Source organism: Micromonospora sp. CNZ297 (genome assembly GCF_007827625.1).
Genome location: NZ_VISU01000019.1, coordinates 17,752 through 36,586 on the forward strand (window position 1 = coordinate 17,752; position 18,835 = coordinate 36,586).

Annotated in this window: 16 protein-coding genes; 10 read left to right on the forward strand and 6 right to left on the reverse strand. The window is 74.1% G+C overall.

The features are described 5' to 3' along the window. Positions 1-185 precede the first annotated feature (185 nt). Complete coding sequence (locus FB454_RS26515) at positions 186-908, forward strand: hypothetical protein (protein WP_145823711.1); 723 nt, start codon at positions 186-188, stop codon at positions 906-908. Between the two features lie 32 nt (positions 909-940). Here the strand turns inward: FB454_RS26515 and FB454_RS26520 are convergent, their stop codons facing one another. Further along, the gene (locus tag FB454_RS26520) at positions 941-1,798 is read right to left on the reverse strand and encodes an MBL fold metallo-hydrolase (protein ID WP_013286310.1); all 858 of its coding nucleotides are present in this window, start codon (positions 1,796-1,798) and stop codon (positions 941-943) included. Between the two features lie 55 nt (positions 1,799-1,853). Further along, complete coding sequence (locus FB454_RS26525) at positions 1,854-2,813, reverse strand: TerC family protein (protein WP_030272281.1); 960 nt, start codon at positions 2,811-2,813, stop codon at positions 1,854-1,856. A gap of 234 nt (positions 2,814-3,047) precedes the next feature. Here FB454_RS26525 and FB454_RS26530 point away from each other — a divergent pair, with 234 nt between their 5' ends. Both FB454_RS26530 and FB454_RS26535 read left to right on the forward strand, forming a co-directional pair. Further along, the gene (locus tag FB454_RS26530; protein ID WP_145823712.1) at positions 3,048-3,824 is read left to right on the forward strand and encodes a class I SAM-dependent methyltransferase; all 777 of its coding nucleotides are present in this window, start codon (positions 3,048-3,050) and stop codon (positions 3,822-3,824) included. Then, positions 3,821-4,387 carry a maleylpyruvate isomerase N-terminal domain-containing protein gene (locus tag FB454_RS26535; RefSeq protein WP_145823713.1) on the forward strand — a complete coding sequence of 189 codons (567 nt, stop codon included), beginning with the start codon at positions 3,821-3,823 and terminating at the stop codon, positions 4,385-4,387. Before FB454_RS26530 ends, FB454_RS26535 begins: the two co-directional genes overlap by 4 nt. 6 nt (positions 4,388-4,393) lie before the next feature. Here the strand turns inward: FB454_RS26535 and FB454_RS26540 are convergent, their stop codons facing one another. Continuing rightward, on the reverse strand, positions 4,394-4,864 hold the full coding sequence (locus FB454_RS26540) for a DnaJ family domain-containing protein (RefSeq protein WP_145823714.1): 471 nt from the start codon (positions 4,862-4,864) through the stop codon (positions 4,394-4,396). A gap of 129 nt (positions 4,865-4,993) precedes the next feature. Between FB454_RS26540 and FB454_RS26545 the strand changes: the two genes are divergently transcribed. Then, positions 4,994-5,380 (forward strand): YkvA family protein, encoded by a 387-nt coding sequence (locus tag FB454_RS26545; RefSeq protein ID WP_013286305.1) that lies wholly within the window; start codon positions 4,994-4,996, stop codon positions 5,378-5,380. A gap of 19 nt (positions 5,381-5,399) precedes the next feature. Here FB454_RS26545 and FB454_RS26550 read toward each other — a convergent pair whose 3' ends face one another. Then, complete coding sequence (locus FB454_RS26550; RefSeq protein ID WP_145823715.1) at positions 5,400-5,936, reverse strand: GNAT family N-acetyltransferase; 537 nt, start codon at positions 5,934-5,936, stop codon at positions 5,400-5,402. Positions 5,937-6,064: 128 nt separating this feature from the next. On the opposite strand from FB454_RS26550, the gene FB454_RS26555 reads away from it, so the two are divergent. Next, a complete protein-coding gene (locus FB454_RS26555) occupies positions 6,065-6,715 on the forward strand; it encodes a LysE family translocator (protein ID WP_071095032.1) in 651 nt (216 codons plus the stop codon). A gap of 49 nt (positions 6,716-6,764) precedes the next feature. Here FB454_RS26555 and FB454_RS26560 read toward each other — a convergent pair whose 3' ends face one another. Continuing rightward, complete coding sequence (locus FB454_RS26560) at positions 6,765-8,765, reverse strand: beta-galactosidase (RefSeq protein WP_145823716.1); 2,001 nt, start codon at positions 8,763-8,765, stop codon at positions 6,765-6,767. A gap of 115 nt (positions 8,766-8,880) precedes the next feature. On the opposite strand from FB454_RS26560, the gene FB454_RS26565 reads away from it, so the two are divergent. The 5 genes from FB454_RS26565 to FB454_RS26585 all read left to right on the forward strand — a co-directional run bounded on the left by FB454_RS26565 (position 8,881) and on the right by FB454_RS26585 (position 18,327). Beyond that, positions 8,881-11,247, forward strand: a complete 2,367-nt coding sequence (locus FB454_RS26565) for a TIM-barrel domain-containing protein (RefSeq protein WP_145823717.1) — start codon at positions 8,881-8,883, stop codon at positions 11,245-11,247. 47 nt (positions 11,248-11,294) lie between these two features. Continuing rightward, the gene (locus FB454_RS26570; RefSeq protein WP_030272292.1) at positions 11,295-12,491 is read left to right on the forward strand and encodes an ROK family transcriptional regulator; all 1,197 of its coding nucleotides are present in this window, start codon (positions 11,295-11,297) and stop codon (positions 12,489-12,491) included. Between the two features lie 240 nt (positions 12,492-12,731). Continuing rightward, a complete protein-coding gene (locus FB454_RS26575) occupies positions 12,732-15,137 on the forward strand; it encodes a glycoside hydrolase family 3 C-terminal domain-containing protein (RefSeq protein WP_145823718.1) in 2,406 nt (801 codons plus the stop codon). Next, a complete protein-coding gene (locus FB454_RS26580) occupies positions 15,134-16,153 on the forward strand; it encodes a LacI family DNA-binding transcriptional regulator (RefSeq protein WP_013286298.1) in 1,020 nt (339 codons plus the stop codon). Before FB454_RS26575 ends, FB454_RS26580 begins: the two co-directional genes overlap by 4 nt. Continuing rightward, entirely contained in the window at positions 16,150-18,327 is a 2,178-nt protein-coding gene (locus FB454_RS26585) for a glycoside hydrolase family 95 protein (RefSeq protein WP_145823719.1), read from the forward strand. Before FB454_RS26580 ends, FB454_RS26585 begins: the two co-directional genes overlap by 4 nt. Here FB454_RS26585 and FB454_RS26590 read toward each other — a convergent pair. Continuing rightward, complete coding sequence (locus tag FB454_RS26590; RefSeq protein WP_013286296.1) at positions 18,324-18,833, reverse strand: NUDIX hydrolase; 510 nt, start codon at positions 18,831-18,833, stop codon at positions 18,324-18,326. The two genes, FB454_RS26585 and FB454_RS26590, sit on opposite strands and share 4 nt — an antisense overlap. Between the last annotated feature and the right edge of the window lie 2 nt (positions 18,834-18,835).

Sequence of the window (18,835 nt, forward strand, 5' to 3'; positions counted from 1 at the left end):
AAACGGGCCGAGGCGCTCCCGCATCGCGTGCGCGCACATAACTGTCATTATGGTGCACCACCTATTCGTCCTATTTGACCGCTCGTATTAGGCAATTGGTGTTACCGGTAATCCGGTAATTAGCGTCGGCGAAACCCTCGGCGAGCCGGACGGTGGCAGCTCCCGCACTGCTCGACAATCCACGTGTGGCGAAGACTTCCCTCGCGCGACAGACGGCCGGCTTGCCTCCCGCACTGCACTACTACGTGGTGTACGACGATGTCGGCGCGCCGGAAGGGCTGTTGGTCGAGGAGTTCCTGCTCGCGGCGGACCACTCCTCCGCCGGGCTGGTGAGCGGTGGCTGGACTCGTTCCGAAGGCCGCTGGCACGAGGCGTCGGCCACCAGCCGGCGCCTACGCGTGGACGCCGCGTTGCGCAAGCGGGTGACGTCCGTCGGCCGGTCCGCGGCGGCGGCGCTCTATCGGGACCTCTGCGGTGAGGACCTGCCGGACGAAGGCGCGCTGCGGGAGTACTTCGGCACCCCTCCGGCTCCGCCGCCGTCCCCCTTGCGGTTGAACGACTCCGGGCCCCGGCCAGGGTTCCGCGAGACGCGCGTCTACCGGATCCTGTTCGCCGGCGAGTTGAGCCCGGACGGTCTCGCGGCACTCAGCGAGGCCTGGCAGATGCCGATCACCGGCGACCCGGCGGATCCCGAGACGCGCATCCTGGGCACGGTACGCCGTCAGGTCTCCGGCGACGCCTTCCGCTGGGATCTGCTCCGGGTCGCCGCAGGTGCCGCCTGGGCACTGGACGTGGCCTGCGACCTTCTCGGGGAACGCGACGAAGCGGTCGGTGTGCTGCTGCACGGTCTGACGACGCAGGTGCGCCGGCAGGGGATGGTTCCCGTCACGGTCGACCGGTTCCGCTGACGCCCCGCCGGTGAACTCAACGGCCGCGCGCCCTACCTCGCGAACGGCCTGATCACCTCGAAGGGCTCGGGGAACCGCACGGGGATCCGGGTCTCCTCACTCTTACGGTCGAGGAACGCCTTCGTCACGGCGAACCTGTCGAAGATCGCCGGCAGCGGGCGCAGCCTGCGGTCCAGCGACACGAAGAAGTTGTCCCAGTGGATCGGCACGATGAGGCCGGGCCGCGTCGCTTCCACCACGTGCCGCCAGTAGTCGCTCTGGAACCGCTGCGGCTGAACCCCCAGGGCGCCGATCGCGAGGTAGAGGACGTCGACGTCGAGTCCGTCGAACTTGCCCGGCACGAAGTTGGCACTCGGATGGATCAGCAGTGAGCCGCCGGGGTGGGTGATGAGGAAGGACAAGCACCCGCCGTCGCGGTAACTGCTCGCCCGTACCGGCGGGACCAGCGGCTCCTCGATCGTGCCCGGAAACCTGTTGTCCGGGCTGTGGACGCCGGCGAGCACGCGCACGGTGAACGCACCGATCCTGTGCTCGTCGCCGTCCGCGATGCACGTCATCGACTCCTCGGCGAGACCCGCGCCGCGTCCCATGTTGAGAGTCGACGCGGAGCCGAACAGCCGTCCGCCGAGATGCTTGACGACCTCGGGGGCATCCATGGCGTGGTCGTAGTGGGAGTGGGAGACGAAGAGGGCGTCGAGAAGGGTGACGCCGGCTCGGGAGAGAGCGCGGGTGATCCGCCCGAGGTCGGGGGCGACGCGGCCCAGTGCGACGCGGAGCAGTGAGGGCCTGCTCAGGAAGCCGTCGATCAGGATGCCGGACGTCCCGTCGGACAGGTAGACGGTCGTGGTGCCGAAGAAGACGGCTTCGACAGACGCCCCGCTGGAGCCCATGCGCAGATGGTAGTGCGCCCATGGGCTCCAGCGGCGGTACCGCGGGGGCCGAGGATCAGCGCGCCGAACTCGCCGGGGAGTCGGCGCCGTCGAGCGCCCCGGCGCCCCGGGTGCTGCGCAGGCTCCACCCGATCGACACCGCGATCGTCACCACGATCACGCCGAGGGTGACCGGGATGGGCAGCTTGCCGACCGGCGTCTCCGAGAGGATCAACTTGACGCCCGCGAAGGCGAGCAGGACGGCCAGGCCGTAGTGCAGGTGCACGAAGCGGCGCAGCAGCCCCGCGAGGCAGAAGTAGAGGCTGCGCAGGCCGAGGATGGCGAAGGCGTTGGCGGTCCAGACGATGAACGTGCTGGTGGTGATGGCCAGGATCGCGGCGACACTGTCGACGGCGAAGATCAGATCGGTGGCCTCGACCGCGATCAGGACCACGAACAGCAGAGTCGCCACCCGCTTGCCGTCGACCCGGGTGAAGAACCTGTCGCCGTGATAGGCCGGGTCGGTCGGCATGACCTTGCGGACCAGCCGGACGACGGGGTTGCGGTCCGGCGGGGTCTGCTCGTCGTGGCGGAACGCCATCTTGTATCCGGTGTAGACGAGGAACGCGCCGAACACGTACGCGGTCCAGAAGAACGTCTCGAGCAACTCGGCGCCGACGAAGATGAAGACCAGCCGGAAGACCAGGGCGCCGATGACACCCCAGAACAGCACCTTGTGCTGGAACGCGGCCGGCACGGCGAAGTAGGTGAAGATCAGCGCGAAGACGAAGACGTTGTCGATCGACAGCGCCTTCTCGATCAGGTAGCCGGCGTAGTAGGTGCCGGCCACGTCACCGCCCTGCCAGGCCCAGAGGACGACACCGAAGAGCAGGCCGGCGGCGATCCAGATGCCGGACCAGACCGCTGCCTCACGGAAGCCGATGACGTGGTTGTCGCGGTGCAGGAACAGATCGACGGCGAGCATCGCCGCGATCGCCAGCATGAGTACGGCCCAGATCCACCAGGACACGGACATGACGAAGGGGACCTTTCGCCCGGGGCCGGCACACCCGAGGTGTTCCGGCGCTGCTGGACGAAGGTCTCCCCGGGCCACCCGTAGCGGTGGCTGCACCGCCGGGATCCGGATGGGCCGGGCCCGTACTGACGGCGGTGCGTGGATCGTCGGGTACTCCCCCTCGAACTACGATCGATTATTCACGAAGCACAGTTCGTGCGTCAAGGGGGAGCCGGCCGTCGATAGGGTGACCGGATGGACGAAGACGCACGACGCCGGCACTCGTCGTCGTTCGGCGCGGAGGCCACCGCGTACGCCGAACACCGCCCGGACTATGCGCACACCGCCCTGCGATGGGCCCTCGAACCCGCACCCGGCGTGCGGGTGCTCGACCTCGGCGCGGGCACCGGCAAGCTCACCGCCACCCTGGCCGAGGTGAGCGACGACGTCACGGCCGTGGAGCCGGACCCGGCGATGCTCGCCGAACTCCGCCGCACACTGCCGGACGTACGTGCGCTCGCCGGCAGCGCCGAGGCGATCCCCCTGCCGGACTCCTCCGTCGACGCCGTCGTTGCCGGCAATGCCATGCACTGGTTCGACATGGCCGTGGCCGGGCCGGAGATCGCCCGGGTCCTCGCGCCCGGCGGAGTCCTGGCCGGACTGTGGAACGTCGTGGACGACCGGGTCGACTGGGTTGCGGGGCTCGCGGCGGTCAGCGGAAGCGCCGCCATCGGCCCCCGGGACACGCCCGCGAGCTGGCGCGCCGCGACGGCGACCATGCACCTGCCGAAGACGGGCGAGGCCCGGTTCGGCTCGCCCGAGCAGGCGGAGTTCCCGCACGGGCAGCGCCGTACCGCCGATTCGCTCGTGGCGACGCTCGCCACCCGGGCCGGGATGCTGGTCATGCCGGAACGGGAACGCACGGAGGCGCTCGACCGCATCCGCGCCTACCTGGCGAGCCGGCCGGAGACGGCCGACGGGGAGTTCACGCTCCCGATGCTCACCTGCGTACTGCGGGTGCGGCGCAGGTGAACGGCGCGGACGTCCGGTCCGCCGCCGCCGCGATGACCGCCGTGCTGCGGCCCACCGCCGGCCGCGACTGGACGGTACGCGCGGGCGACCTGGACTGGTCCTGCTGGACCGCCGCCGCGCACGTCGCGCACGACCTGGCCGCGTACGCCGGTCAGGTGTCCGGCCGGCCCGACGGCGGCTACCTCCCGTTCGACCTGCGGGTACGCGCCGACGCCGCGCCCGCCGAGGTGCTCACTGTCGCGGCGGCCGCGGCCGGGATGCTCGCCGCCACCATCGACGCGGCGAGCCCGGACGACCGGGCGTGGCACTTCGGGCCGTGCGATCCGGGCGGGTTCGCCGCGATGGGCGTGGCCGAGATCCTGCTGCACACGCACGACCTGACCCGAGGGCTCGGCCTGGACTGGTCGCCACCTGCCGAATCGTGTGCCCGCGTGGTGCGCCGGCTGTTCCCCGACGCGCCGGGCGGCGACCCGGTGCCGGTGCTGCTGTGGCTGACCGGCCGCGCGCCGCTCGGCGACCGGCCGCGGCGTACCGCGTGGACCTGGCAGGCGGCGCTTCCCTGAGCGCTCTCAGCGACGCCACCAGCGCCAGCGACGGCGCGGGCGGGCCGAGGCGGCACGCTGCGGCTCCGGTGCCGTGACGCCCGGCGCGGCGTGTTCCCGATCGGCGCGCCAGCGGCGCACCGCCTCGTCGACGTTCACCGGGCGGACCACCACGCGTGGCCCGGTCGGGGTACGCAGCCAGGCCACCACCTCGGTGTTGAGCGCCGCCACGTACGACCGGACGGCCTCCTCGGTGGGCAGGTCGCGCAGCTCGGCCGGGAGCTGTTCGATGCGGCGGCGCAACTGGAGCGGGGTGGGCAGCAGCAGGTCGGACGGGATCTGCTCGCGCTCCATGAAGCTGCGGATCCACCAGCCCTCGTCGTAGGGCATGTCACGCCCCGGGATGGGCTTGCCGGCGCCCGGCAGGTTGTCGAACTCGCCGCGCTCCTGGGCCGAGCGGATCTGCGCCTCGACCGCGGCCTCCCAGTCTGTCGTCACCGCCGTCACCTCCCGTACCCACGGTATCCGCCGCCGTCCGACAAGGGTCAGCGTCGCGCGGGGCCGGGCTGTTCCCGGGCGCCGGGCAGGACTGCGGCGTAGCGTGCCCCCGGGGAAAGGGGTGACGGCGTGCGCGACTGGCTCATCGGACTCGCGGTGGCGGCGGCCTGCCTGATTGTGAGCTGGGCGGTCCTGGTACTGCTGGCCCGGCGCCTGCCGCCGGGGATCCTGCGCGATCTGGCCGCGTTCGTGCCCGACTGCGTGACAGCGGTACGACGGCTTCGCCGCGATCCGCGGGTGCCCCGCCGTGCCCGCGTCGCGATCGTGGTCGCCGGAATCTGGGTGGCCAGCCCGATCGACCTGATCCCGGAGTTCCTGCCGGTGATCGGCCCGCTGGACGACATCGTGGTGGTGGCGCTCGCGTTGCGCTACGCCGCCCGGCAGGTGCCCCGGCAGGTGCTGCTCGACGCGTGGCCGGGCGAGCCGCGGCTGCTGCTGCGCCTGCTCGGCCCGTGAGAGCAGCGGCGGGCCGGTGTCAGGGCAGGTGGCGGACGTGCCGGTGGCCGTCCCGGGGGAACGGCGCGCGGGCCGGCAGCACCTCGGCGAAGACGTACCCACTCTTCTCCGCCACCCGGCAGGAGGCCGGGTTGTCGACCTGGTGCAGCAGCTCCAGGCGGGTCAGCCCGGTGGCGGCGAACCGGGCGAACGCCCACGCGGTGACCGCCTCCACCGCCCGTGGCGCGACGCCCCGCCCGCGTGCCGGCGCCGCCGTCCAGTAGCCGATCTCGGCGGACGGGCGTCCCGGGCGGACATCCTTGAGCACCACGCAGGCCGCCACCCGGTCCTCCTCCAGCACCGCGAACATGAACCGGTGCCCTGCCGCCCAGCCCTGGTGGCTGCGACGCAGGAACACCTGCGCCTGCGCCGGACCGGTCACCGGATGCCTGGTCCAGGCGCGCAGCACCGGATCCCGGTACGCCTCGATCAGCGCGCCGGCGTCGCCGTCGCGCCACGGGCGCAGCAGCAGGGCGGGTGCGGTCGGGGTGGCCGGCGCGGACAGCACGATCGACATGCGGCAAGTATCACCGCCCTCGACCCGATCACGTGACCCGCGCAACACCCCACCAGCGCCCCACGGGCACCCGTGGACGGCGGCAACCGGCGTAGGGTCCGGTTCACGGTCGGCAACGGGGAGGCGACGTGGTCACTGTCGGCGCGGTCCTGGGAATCGCCCTTGTGGCGCTCGGTCTGGTGCTCACACCCGGGCCGAACATGGTCTACCTGGTGTCCCGGTCGGTGACGCAGGGGCGGCGGGCCGGGCTGGTGTCGCTGCTCGGCGTGGCCGTCGGCTTCCTGGTCTACCTGGCCGCCGCAGTGGCCGGTATCGCCACCGTGTTCGTGCTGGTCCCGCCGCTGTATACGGCGGTGAAGCTGGCCGGCGCGGCTTACCTGCTGTGGCTGGCCTGGCGGACGCTGCGCCCCGGTGGCACGTCGGCGTTCACCCCGGCGCCGCTGCCGCCGGACCGGCCCCGGCGCCTGTTCACCATGGGCCTGGTCACCAACCTGCTCAACCCGAAGATCGCCATCCTGTACGTGTCGCTGCTGCCGCAGTTCGTCGACCCGGCGCGCGGGCACGTGGCGGTGCAGAGTCTGCTGCTCGGCCTGACCCAGATCGTCGTGGCGCTGACCGTGAACGCGCTCATCGTGCTGAGCGCCGGTTCGGTGTCGGCGTTCCTCACTCGCAGGCCGGGCTGGGCGCGCGTGCAGCGGTGGGTGATGGGCACGGTGCTGGCGGCGCTCGCGGTGCGGATCGCCGCCGACCGCTCCCGCGCCGCCGTCGCCACCCCCTGACCCGGGTACGCACCTCAGCGCCCGAGGACGTCCCACCACCAGAGCCGCGTCACGGGGTCTCCTCGCGTACCACCGCCACGCCGCCCGGCGCCACCGTCAACTCGCCGTCGACAGCCGCGCCGGTGAGCAGTTCGAACCCGGCAGCCGGCACCCGCTGCGGCCGGTCGGTGTGGTTGAGCAGGTAGAGCACCCCGTCGTGGCGGCGTACCGCCTCCACACCCTCGGGCGCGCCGGGGCAGGCCGGGGCCACACCGGCGAGCCGGGCCGCCTCCGCGAGCAGCCGCCGGTACGTGTCGTCGTCGGGGCGGGTGGAGACGTACCAGGCGTACGCGTCGCCGACCCGGTTCCGGGTGATCGCGGGACGGCCCGCCGGCACTCCCCCGGCGTACGCGCTGACCGTCTCCGCGCCGGCCGGGTGCACCGTCTCCGACCAGATCCGGCCGGTCCCGCCGCCGGTCAGCGGCACGTGTTCGTCGTCGGCGAGGGGGTGGAACTCCTCCACCCGCACGCCGAGCAGATCCCGGTACGCGCCCGGGTAGCCGCCGAGGCGTACCCGGGCGTGCTCGTCGGCGACGCCGCTGAGCCAGGTCACCAGCAGATGCCCGCCGCCGTGGACGTGCCGGCGTACCCAGTCGACTGTGGCGTCGGAGGCGAGGTAGAGGGCGGGGAGCACGAGCAGCCGGGCGCCGTCGAGCGGAGCGCCGGGCGGCACCACGTCGGCGGTGACGCCCGCGTGCCACAGCGCCCGGTGCACGGCGGCCGCCTCGCCGGGGTGGTCGAGTCCGTCGCGGGGCATCCCCGGGTGCCGCAGCGCCCAGCCGCTCGCCGCGTCGTACGCGATGGCCACCGCCGCCTGGACGCGGCCCGGCGCGGTCCCGGCGAGCCGGCCCAGCGCGGCGCCCAGGTCGGCGGCCTCGCGGAACACGCGGGTGTCCGGCCCGGCGTGCGAGACGACTGCGGAGTGGAAGCGTTCCGCGCCGCCGGCCGGTGCGCGCCACTGGAAGAACATCACCCCGGCGGAGCCGCGCGCGACGTGGGCGAGGCTGTGCCGGATCATCCGGCCGGGTTCCTTGGTGTGCATGCGCCCGGCGGTGTGGATCTGGTTGGGCGCGCTCTCCATGAGCAGCCACGGCACCGGCCGTCCGGCGCCGTGGCGGGCCCAGCCGCGGGCCAGGTCGGCGGCGAACGCGGTCTGCTCCTCGCCGCCCAGGTCGGTGGCGGACGGGTAGTGGTCGATCGCGACCAGGTCGACCTCGCGCGCCCAGCGGGCGTGGTCGACCGGCACCCAGTCGCCGAGCACGTAGTTGGTGGTGACAGGAACCGCCGGGTTCGCCGCGCGCAGCAGGTCCCGTTGCTCGGTGTACGCGGACAGCAACGTGTCGGACCAGAAGCGGCGGAAGTCGAGCAGCTGGCCGGGGTTGGCGAGGTACTGGGTGGCGCGGGGGGTGCCGACCTGCGCCCAGTCGGAGTAGTGCTGGCTCCAGAAGCTGGTGACCCAGGCGTCGTTCAGCGCGTCGAGGTCGCCGTACCGGGTGGTGAGCCAGTGGCGGAACGCCGTCTCGGCGTGCGGGCAGTGGCAGGTGGTGCCGTACTCGTTGTGCACGTGCCACAGCGCGAGCGCCGGGTGGTGTGCGTAGCGGGCGGCGAGCACCTCGGCGATGCCGCGGGCGGCGTCCCGGTACGCGGGCGCGGCGGCGCAGTAGGTGTCCCGGCTGCCGTGGTGCAGGCGTACGCCGTCGGCGGTGAGCGGCAGGGCGTCCGGGTGGCGCAGCGAGAACCAGGGTGGCGGCGACGCGGTGGGGGTGGCCAGGGCGGCCCGGATGCCGCCGGAGTGCAGCAGGTCCAGCACGTCGTCGAGCCAGTCGAGTGTGTAGCGGCCGGGTTCGGGTTCCAGCCGGGACCAGGCGAACACGCCGACGGTGACCAGGTTGACCCCGGCGGCGCGCATCAGGGCGACGTCCTCGCGCCACACGTCGGGCGGCCACTGTTCCGGGTTCCAGTCGCCGCCGTAGCAGAGCCGGCCGTCGTCCCACAGCGCTTTAGTTGGCATCCCGGCCAAAATAGGAACAGGTGAGACGGAAAGTCAATGCCGTCGATCATTGACAGTTAGTTGGGCTTCCAAAGAAACTGGCGGGACCGCCCGTGGACGCCGCGAGGAGACGCCCATGCCGTACCGCCCGCCGCTGGTCCCGTACGAGACGTTCGTGGCCGACCCGCCCGACCTGCCGGTCCGCGCCCCCGGCGAGGAGGGCGCCGACGACGTGCTGCGGGCCGAGGTCGCCGCGACCGATGCGCACGGCGTCACGCTCACCGCGACCTGCGCGTCCGGCCGCACGCTCGCCGCGCGCGTCGAGGCCGCCGGGGACGGGATCATCCGGGTACGCCTCGCCGACGACCTCTCGGTCCGCAGCCGGTCCGCACGGGCACTGACGCTGGTCCACCCGCAGCCGCACCCGGCCACGGTGACTGTCACCGACGGGCGCGTCCGGGTGGGTGCCGGTGGCGTGGTCGCCGAGGTGCGCCTGGACCCGTGGGGGTTGCGCTTCCTCACCCCCGACGGTCGGCTGCTGCTAGCCGCCGACGGCGGCACCCGGGACATCAGCGGTCGCCGCCGCACGCTGCCGCTCGGCCGCTCCACAGTCGACGGTGAGCCGGTGGCCTGGCACGAGAGCTTCGTCGCACCCGGCGACGAACGGTTCGTCGGCTTCGGCGAGAAGTTCACGCCGCTGGACAAGCGCGGCCAGCGACCGCTGATGTGGAACTTCGACGCGTTCGGCGGCGAGTCCGACCGCTCGCACAAGAACGTGCCGTTCTACCTGTCCGACCGCGGCTACGGCGTCCTCGTCGACAGCGGACTGCCGGTGCAGTTCGACGTGTGCGCGAGCACCCACAGCAGCGTGCAGATCCTCGTCCCGGACGACCTGCTCGACTACTACGTGCTGGCCGGGCCCACCCCGGAGCGGGTGCTCGACCGGCTCGACACGCTGACCGGGCGGCCGTACCTGCCGCCGAGATGGGCGTTCGGCGCCTGGATCTCGTCGGGCTTCTTCCCGGACAGCCAGCAGCGCGTGCTGGAACGGGCCCGGCGCATCCGCGAGCGGGACATCCCCTGCGACGTGCTGCACCTCGACTGCTACTGGCAGGTCGCCGGGCACTGGTCGGACCTGCGCTGGGACGCCGACGCCTTCCCCGACCCGGACGGCATGCTCAAGGACCTCACCGAGCAGGGCTTCCGGGTGTGCCTGTGGATGAACCCGTACCTGATGACCGGCAGCCCGCTCTACGCCGAGGCCGAGGCCGCCGGGTACTTCCTGCGCCGCCCCGACGGCGGCACGTACGTCGCCGACACCTGGCACGGCAGCTACCCGGAGTGCGCCATCGTGGACCTCACGAACCCCGCGGCGGTGCGCTGGTTCCAGGGCCTGCTGCGGCCGCTGCTGGCGCAGGGCGTCGCGGCGTTCAAGACCGACTTCGCCGAGGGCGTACCGGCCGACGCGGTGGCGCACAACGGCATGACCGGCGTGGAACTGCACAACGTGTACGCGCTGCTGTTCAACGACGCGGTCGCCGACGTCACCGAGGAGGTCGCAGGGCACCGCACGGTGTGGGCGCGCTCGTCGTACCTGGGCGGGCAGCGGCACAGCGCCCAGTGGAGCGGCGACGTCAACGCCACCTGGCCCGGCATGGCCAGCACGCTGCGCGGCGGCCTGTCCCACGGGCTGTCGGGCGTGCCGTTCTGGAGCCACGACACCGGCGGTTTCCACGGCACCCCCGAACCGGACCTGTACGTGCGCTGGACCCAGTTCGGCGCGCTCTCCCCGCTGGTACGGCTGCACGGCACCACCAGCCGCCTGCCGTGGGAGTTCCCGCCCGAGGCGGAACGGCACGCGGTGGACGCGCTGCGGCTGCGCTACCGGCTGCTGCCGTACCTCTGGTCGGCGGCGGTGGCGAGCGCCCGCACCGGCGGCCCGATGCTGCGGGCGCTGCTCGTCGACACCCCGGACGACCCGGCCGCCTGGACCGCCGACCTCCAGTACCGCCTCGGCCCCGACCTGCTGGTGGCGCCGGTGCTCGACCCGTCGGGCGAGCGTGCCGTCTACCTGCCGGCGGGCGACGACTGGCTCGACGCGTACACGGGGCAGCGGCACCCCGGCGGCCGGCACCTGCGGGTGAGCGTGCCGCTCGATCGGCTGCCGCTGTACGTGCGGCACGGCGCGCTGATCCCCACGGTGGCGCCCGCGGCGACGGTCGGGACCGGCGCGTTCCGGGACGTCACGCTGGTGGCCTGGGGCGGCGTGGACGGCGTGGACGGCGTGGTGCACGACCCCGACGGCGACACCACGATCACCGCCGTGCGCGACGGGGACACGCTGCGTGTACGCGTGGACGGGCCGCTGGACGTACGGCGGGTCAGCGTGGTCGGTGAGGATCCGCCGCGCCGGGTGGTGCTCGACGGCGAGCCGGTCCCGGTGACGCCGTTCGCGCCGTGGTTCGGCGGCGGAGACCGGCCGGCCGGAATCTCGCCCATTTAGTTTAAGCTGTAGCCGAACTCGGGCCGGGCGCAGGAGGCGGGCAGTACGTGATCAGCATCGACCGGCCGACGGCCGACCTCGGCGACGTGCGGGTGACCAACCGGGCCGCCGTGCTCCGGCACGTCCGCCGGCATGCCCCCTGCTCCCGGGCCGACGTGGCCGCGCACACCGGGCTGAACAAGGCCACCGTCTCCAGCCTGGTCGCCGAGCTGATCGAGCACGGCCTGCTGCGGGAGACCGGGCTGACCGAGAACCGGGTGGGCCGCCCGGCCACCATGCTCGTGCTCGACGGCTCCCGCTACGTCGGGCTCGGCCTGCGCGTCGGCGCGGACGAACTGGTGGCGGTCGCCGCCGGACCGGGCGGCGACCCGGTGCTCACCTGGCGACGGGCGTTCCCCGCCGCCACCGCCGGTCCCGAGGAGACGGTGAAGGCGCTCGCCGCGCTGGTCCGGCGCGCCGTCACCCGGATCGGCGCCGACCGCACCGTGCTCGGCCTGACCGTTGCCGTACCAGGGCTGGTGGATCCCGACGGCGACGTGCCGGCCGCCCCGGCGCTGGGCTGGCGCGGCGTGCCGCTTGCGGCGTCGGTGCGCCGCGCGCTACGCGACCCGGGTTTCCCCGTCGCCGTCGACACCGAGGCCAACCTCGCCGTGCTGGCCGAGCGGCGGCACGGCCCGTACGCCGCCACCACCGATCTGGTGCACCTCACCGGCGGCCCGGCGATCGGCGCGGGCCTGATCAGCGGCGGCCGGCTGCTGCGCGGCGGCCGGGGCTTCGCCGGGGACGTCGGGCACCTGCCGCTGGCCGCTGACGGCCCGGCCTGCGACTGCGGGCGGCGCGGCTGCCTCACCGCGCTGCTCGGCGTGGACGCGGTGATCCGCCGGCTGCTACCAGACGCCGGGCCGGTCACCGACCACCTGCCGGAGATCGAACGGATCCAGGCCCTGGCCCGCGCCGGGGACGAGCCGGTACGGACCGGGCTCACCGAGATGGGCCGGCTGCTCGGGCAGGCCGTGTCGGTGCTGTCCGGGCTACTCGACCCGGAGGCGGTGGTGGTCGGCGGTCACCTGGCGGCGCTCGCGCCGTGGCTGCTGCCGGCCGCCCACGCCGAACTCGCCGCCCGCACACCGGTCCCACCCGGCGTGCGGCTGGAGGCCAGCACGCTCGGGTCCGCAGCCGGCGCGCTGGGCGGGGCCACCGCCGCAATGGCCACAGTGGAGGCGGGACGCCTGCCCGCCGGATGACCCCTTGACCGCACCCGCCGGAAGGTGTCAACCTCGGTAGCGCCGCGTTCCGGGACCGGGCAACCTGCGAAGCGGCGTGTTTTTCGGCGGTTGTCGAAGCGCTTCACCACCGCTCCGGGCCGACACCGCCGACCCCCACCACCACCCCTTTTCGCGTACGCGCCGCCGCATCACCGGCTCGTTAGTCGAAGCGCTTCGACGAACGAGCGGCAGCACGTACGCCGACCGGAGGCGCCCACCATGACCGACCCCGTCCCCCACCGTCTCGACGACCTGCTGGCCCGGCTCACGCTGCCGGAGAAGCTCGGCCTGCTGCACCAGTGGCAGGCGCCGGTGCCCCGGCTCGGCCTGCGCGCGTTCCGCACCGGCACCGAGGCGCTGCACGGCGTCGCGTGGCTCGGCACCGCCACCGTCTTCCCGCAGGCGATCGGCCTGGCCGCGACCTGGAACCCGGACCTGATCCGGGCGGTCGGGGCCGCCGTCGGCGACGAGGTGCGGGTCAAGCACCGGGCCGACCCGGACCGCGTCGGTCTCAACGTATGGGCGCCGGTGGTCAACCCGCTGCGCGACCCCCGGTGGGGGCGCAACGAGGAGGGCTGGTCCGAGGACCCGTGGCTGACCGGCCGGCTCGCCACCGCGTACGCGCTGGGGCTGCGCGGCGACCACCCGATCCGGCTGCGGACCGCGCCGACGCTCAAGCACTTCCTCGGCTACAACAACGAGACCGACCGGGCCACCACCTCCAGCGACCTGCCGCCCCGGGTGCTGCACGAGTACGAGCTGCCCGCCTTCCGCGCTCCCCTGGCCGCAGGCGCGGCGGTGGCGGTGATGGCGTCGTACAACCTGGTCGACGGCGTACCGGCGCACCTGAGCCCGCTGATCGAGGGTGAACTGCGCGGCTACGCCGACGACGAGATCATGGTGGTCGGTGACGCCGGTGCGGTCGGCAACATCGCCGGCGTGCAGGAGTACCTGCCCGACCACGTGGCAGGCTTCGCCGCCGCGCTGCGTGCCGGCATCGACAGCTTCACCGAGGACGACGAGGACACCGCCCCCACAGTGGAGCGCCTCACCGAGGCGCTGGCGCGCGGACTGATCGAGCCCTCCCACGTGGACCGGGCGGTACGGCGGATCCTGTCCGTGCGGTCGCGGCTGGGCGACCTGGCCCCGGACCCCCACGACGACGTGCCGCCGGACACGCTCGACAGCCTCGCCCACCGGGAACTCGCCCGCGAGGCCGCCCGCCAGTCGGTGGTGCTGCTGCGCAACGACGGCCTGCTGCCGCTGCGCCCCGGCACCCGGGTCGCGGTGCTCGGCCCGCTCGCCGACACCGTACTCACCGACTGGTACAGCGGCACCCCGCCGTACACGATCAGCCCGTACGCCGGGTTGCTCGGACGCCTGCCCGAGGTGACCACCCACCCCGGCACCGACCGGATCACCCTGCACGTCGGCGACCGCGCGGTACGCCACGACGGCGGCCCGCTGGCGCTCGGCGACACAGCGGCCGAGTTCGACGTGGTCGACTGGGGGCAGGACGTGGTGGCGCTGCGCGCCGTGGACACCGGCCGGTACGTCGGCGCCGACGACACCGGCGCCCTCGTCGCCGACCGCGACGGACCCGGCGGCTGGGTGGTACGCGAGACGTTCCGCCTGCACCACCGGCCCGACGGCACCGCGCTGCTGCACCACCTCGCCACCGGTCGGCACGTCGGCGTCGCACCGGACGGACGGCTGAGCGTCGCCACCGGCGACCCGGCCGTGTTCACCGTGACGCTGCTCGTCGACGGGGCCGCCGCTGCCGCCGCGCTCGCCGCCGAAGCCGACGTGGCGGTGGTGGTGCTCGGCAACCACCCGATGGTCAACGGCCGGGAGACCGAGGACCGGGCCGACCTGGCGCTGCCCACCGGCCAGGCCGAGTTGCTGCGGGCCGTGCACGCCGCGAACCCGCGTACCGTGCTGGCGCTGACGAGCAGCTACCCGTACGCGGTGGGCTGGGCGCAGGAGCACGTGCCGGCGGTGCTGTGGAGCGCCCACGGTGGACAGGAGCACGGCAACGGGCTGGCTGACGTGCTGCTCGGCGCCGCCGACCCGGGCGGGCGGCTCACCCAGACCTGGTACGCCGACGCCGCCGAACTGCCCGACCTGCTCGACTACGACGTCATCGGCGCCGACGCCACGTACCTGTACCACCGGGGTGAGCCGCTGTACCCGTTCGGGCACGGGCTCAGCTACGCCACGTTCGACTACGCTGACCTCCGGTTGAGCACCACCACGGCGCGCGCCGGCGAGGAGGTGGAGGTGAGCGTCGAGGTCACCAACACGGGCCGCCGCCCGGGCACCGAGGTCGTGCAGCTCTACACCCGGCAGCGGCGCTCCCGGGTCAAGCAGCCGCTGCGGCAGTTGCGCGACTTCGCCCGCGTCACGCTCGACCCGGGCTGCGCCGCCCGGGTGACGCTGCGGCTGCGTACCGCCGACCTGGCCTGGTGGGACGAGACCCGCGCCGCGATGGTGGTGGAGGACGCCGTCCACTCCGTGCTGGTCGGCCGGTCCGCGCGGGACATCCGGCTCGCCGGCGCGCTGACAGTGACCGGCGGCGACGCCACCGCCGAGCCGGCGGGCTCACGAGTGGGGGCGGTCCGGTGAGCGGGCGGACCCCGGGTGAGCAGGTCACCATCGCCGACGTGGCCCGGCACGCCGGAGTGGCCGCCAGCACCGTGTCGTACGTGCTCAGCGGCAAACGCACCATCTCGGCCACCACCCGGGGACGGGTGCTCGCCAGCGTCCGCGCGCTCGGCTACCACCCGCACGCCGGGGCCCGCGCGCTGGCCAGCCGCAAGGCCAACGTGATCGCGCTGGTGCTGCCGCTGCGTACCGGCATGCAGGTGCCAGTGGTGATGCGGTTCGCCACCGCCGTGGTCACCACCGCCCGCCGCTACGACCACGACGTGCTGCTGGTCACCGCCGACGAGGGACCTGCCGGGCTGCACCGCATCGCCGGCAGCGCGCTCGTCGACGGCGTGCTGCTGATGGACGTGGAGCTGGAGGACTCCCGGGTGCCGCTGCTGCGCGAGCTGGCGCTACCCGGCGTCCTGATCGGACACCCTGCCGACAGCACCGGGCTGGCCTGCGTGGACCTCGACTTCCGGCGCGCCGGTGAGCTGTGCGTGGAACACCTGGCCGCCGCCGGGCACCGGCGGATCGCGCTGCTCGGCGCCCCCGCCGCGGTCTACGACCGGGGCACCGGGTTCGCCCACCGCACCCGCGCCGGGGTACGCGCCGCGGCCGAGCGGCTCGGCGTCGACGCGGTGACCCGGCCCTGCGAGGAGGGACCGGCCGCGGTACGCCGGGACCTGGAGGCGCTGCTCGCCGACCACCCGGACGTCACCGGGCTGGTCGTGCAGAACGAGTCGGCGGTCGGGCCGGTGCTCGCCACGCTGCCGCTGCTGGGACGCCGGGTGCCCCGCGACGTGTCGGTGGTCGCGATCTGCCCGGACGAGCTGGCCGAGCAGTCAGGGCTCACCTGCGTGCCGGTGCCCGCCGAGGAGGTCGGACGGCAGGCGGTGGCGTTGCTGATGCGGCGCCTGAACGGCGAGCCGGTGCCGGAGGTGACGCTGCTGGAACCGCACCTCACCGTGCGGGACACCAGCGCCGGCCGGTGACGGCGCACCGCATCCACGACACCGTACCGGCCGACGACTGGACGGACGCGTTCCTCACCGGCAACGGCGAGCTGGGACTCATGGTCCACGGGCGGCCGCACGCGGAACGGATCGTGGTGAACCACCACCGGCTCGTCCTGCCGAACGGCACCCGGGACGCCCGCGCGCCCGAGCTGGCCGGCCGGATGCCGCACATCCGCGCGCTGGTGCTCGCCGGACGCCGGGCCGAGGCCGCCCGGCTGCTCACCGGCGGCCGGGAACTGGAGTGGACCCAGTCGTTCCACCCCGGGTACGCGCTCACAGTCGACGCCGCGCCCGGACCGGTACGCGACTACCGGCGCGACACCGACTTCACCACCGGGGAGGTGACCGTCGACTGGTCGGGCGGGCGGCGGCGCTGCTTCGCCTCCCGCGCCGACGACGTGGCGGTGCTCCACCTCGACCAGGGCGACTGCGTGGTCGGGGCGACGGGTGAGCTGCCCGGCAAGCCGGCCGACGTGGTCTACGAGCACGCCGCGTACCGCCGCGACGGGCTGGTGTTCCTGCGGGTCCGCGCCCGCTATCCGGACGCCGGCGGCGCGTACGGGTTCGAAGGGCTGACGTTGCTGCGCGGCGACGTGACCGTCGACGGCGACCGGGTGCGGGTACGCGGACCGGCGCTGCTCACCACGCTCGTGGACCGGCCCGGCGCGCCGCCGTGGCGTACCCGGGCCTCGGAGGGGCGGCTCGCCGCGCTGACCGGCGACTACGACACGCTGCTGGCGCGGCACGTGCTGCGCCATCGCGGCCCGTACACCCGGGTCGGCCTGGACCTCGGCGTGCCCGCCGCCGACCGGGCGCTACCAGTCGGTGAGCTGCTGGCCCGGCAGGCCGCCGCGCCGGACCGGCTGGACCCGGCGCTGCTGGAACGGCTGTTTCACTCCGGCCGGTACCTGCTGTTCAGCGCCAGCGGGGTGCTGCCGCCCCGGCTGACCGGGCTGTGGCTGGGCTCCTGGGACGCCGCGTGGGCCGGTGACTTCACCACCGACGCGAACCTGAACCTGCAACTGGCGGGCGCGAACGTGGGCGCGCTGCCGGAGGTGACAGCCGCGCACGCCCGGCTGGTCGCCGCGCAGGTGGACCACTGGCGCGCCAACGCCCACGCGGTGTACGCGGCGCGCGGGCTGCTGGCACCCAGCCGCACCGACGGCGAGCACGGGCACCTGTTCCACGTCCACCCCGACTGGCCGTTCACCGCGTGGCTGGCCGGCGCGGACTGGCTGCTGCACCCGCTGCACGAACACCACATGGTCACCGGTGAGCCGCTGGGCGAGGTGGCCGGCTGGCTGGCCGAGGTGGCGGACTTCTTCGCCGACGTGCTGACCGTCGTGGACGGGCGGCCGGCGCTGGTGCCGTCGTACTCGCCGGAGACCGGCCCGTACGACGACACCGGCCGGGTCGCGCCGGTCGCGGTCAACGCCACGATGGACGTCGCCGCCGCCCGGCACGCGTTGCGGCTGGCCGCCGAGGTGACCGGCACGGACCGGTGGGCCGGGGTGCGGCCGCCCGGCTACCTGGTGGACGGGCGCGGCGCGCTGGCCGAGTGGGCGTGGCCGGGCAGCACCGGCGACGAGGACCACAGGCACGTCAGCCACCTTTATCCGGTGTGGCCGCTGGACGAGATCGACCCGGACGACACCCCGGAGCTGGCCGCCGCCGCGCACCGGGCGCTGACGCTGCGCGGCGACGAGAACCGGTCCGCGCACGGCAGCCTGCACCGGGCGCTGGCGGCGGCCCGGCTGCGCGACGGCGAACTGGTCGCGGCGAACCTGCGCAAGATCCTCGGCGCGGACATTTTCTTCCGGTCGCTGATGAGCGCGCATAACCCGGGCCGGACCACGTACAACGCCGACGCCGCGCACGCGCTCCCGGCGGTGCTGATCGAGTCGCTGGTGCAGTCGCGCCCGGGAACGCTGCGGCTGCTCCCCGCGCCGCTACCGGGCCTGCCCTCGGGCAGGCTGCGCGGCATCACCTGCCGGGGCCGGGTCACCGTCGAGGAGCTGACCTGGACGCCGGGGCAGGTGCGGGCGCGGCTGGTGTCGCCGGTGGCGCAGCGCGTAGTCGTGCACGCGCCCGGCGGCCGCCGTGCGGTGACGCTGGCCCCGGACCGGCCGTACGAGATGGTGTTCGGCTAGAGATTGTCGGGCTGGTGCAGCGCCGGGTGGCTCTGTCCCGGCGCGGCGTACCAGGGCGGGGCGTCGTCGGTGAGCGCGGTGCCGATCCGCAGCCGCGCCCAGTCGTCCAGGTCGGGCAGCGCGTCCGGCGCGAACCAGGCCACCGCCAGCGACTCGTCGCCGTCGGCCGCCGGTGCCCCGCCGACCGCCCGGCAGCGGAACCAGATGTTCAGGTATTCGCAGGCGTCGCCGTTGGGGTAGACCACCGGGTGGGTGGCGACACCGGCGAGCCGGTCGATCGCCACCTTCACGCCCGTCTCCTCGTGGACCTCCCGCACCAGCGCGTCGGCGGGCTGCTCGCCCGGGTCGACGGTGCCCGCCGGGACCGACCAGCGGCCGTTGTCGCCCCGGCGGGCCAGCAGCACCCGCCCCGCGTCGTCGGTGACCACGCCGCTGACGCCGTACAGCATGAGCAGGTCGTGGCCGACGTGGCGGCGCAGCCGGGCGATGTAGGGCGAGACGGCCATGG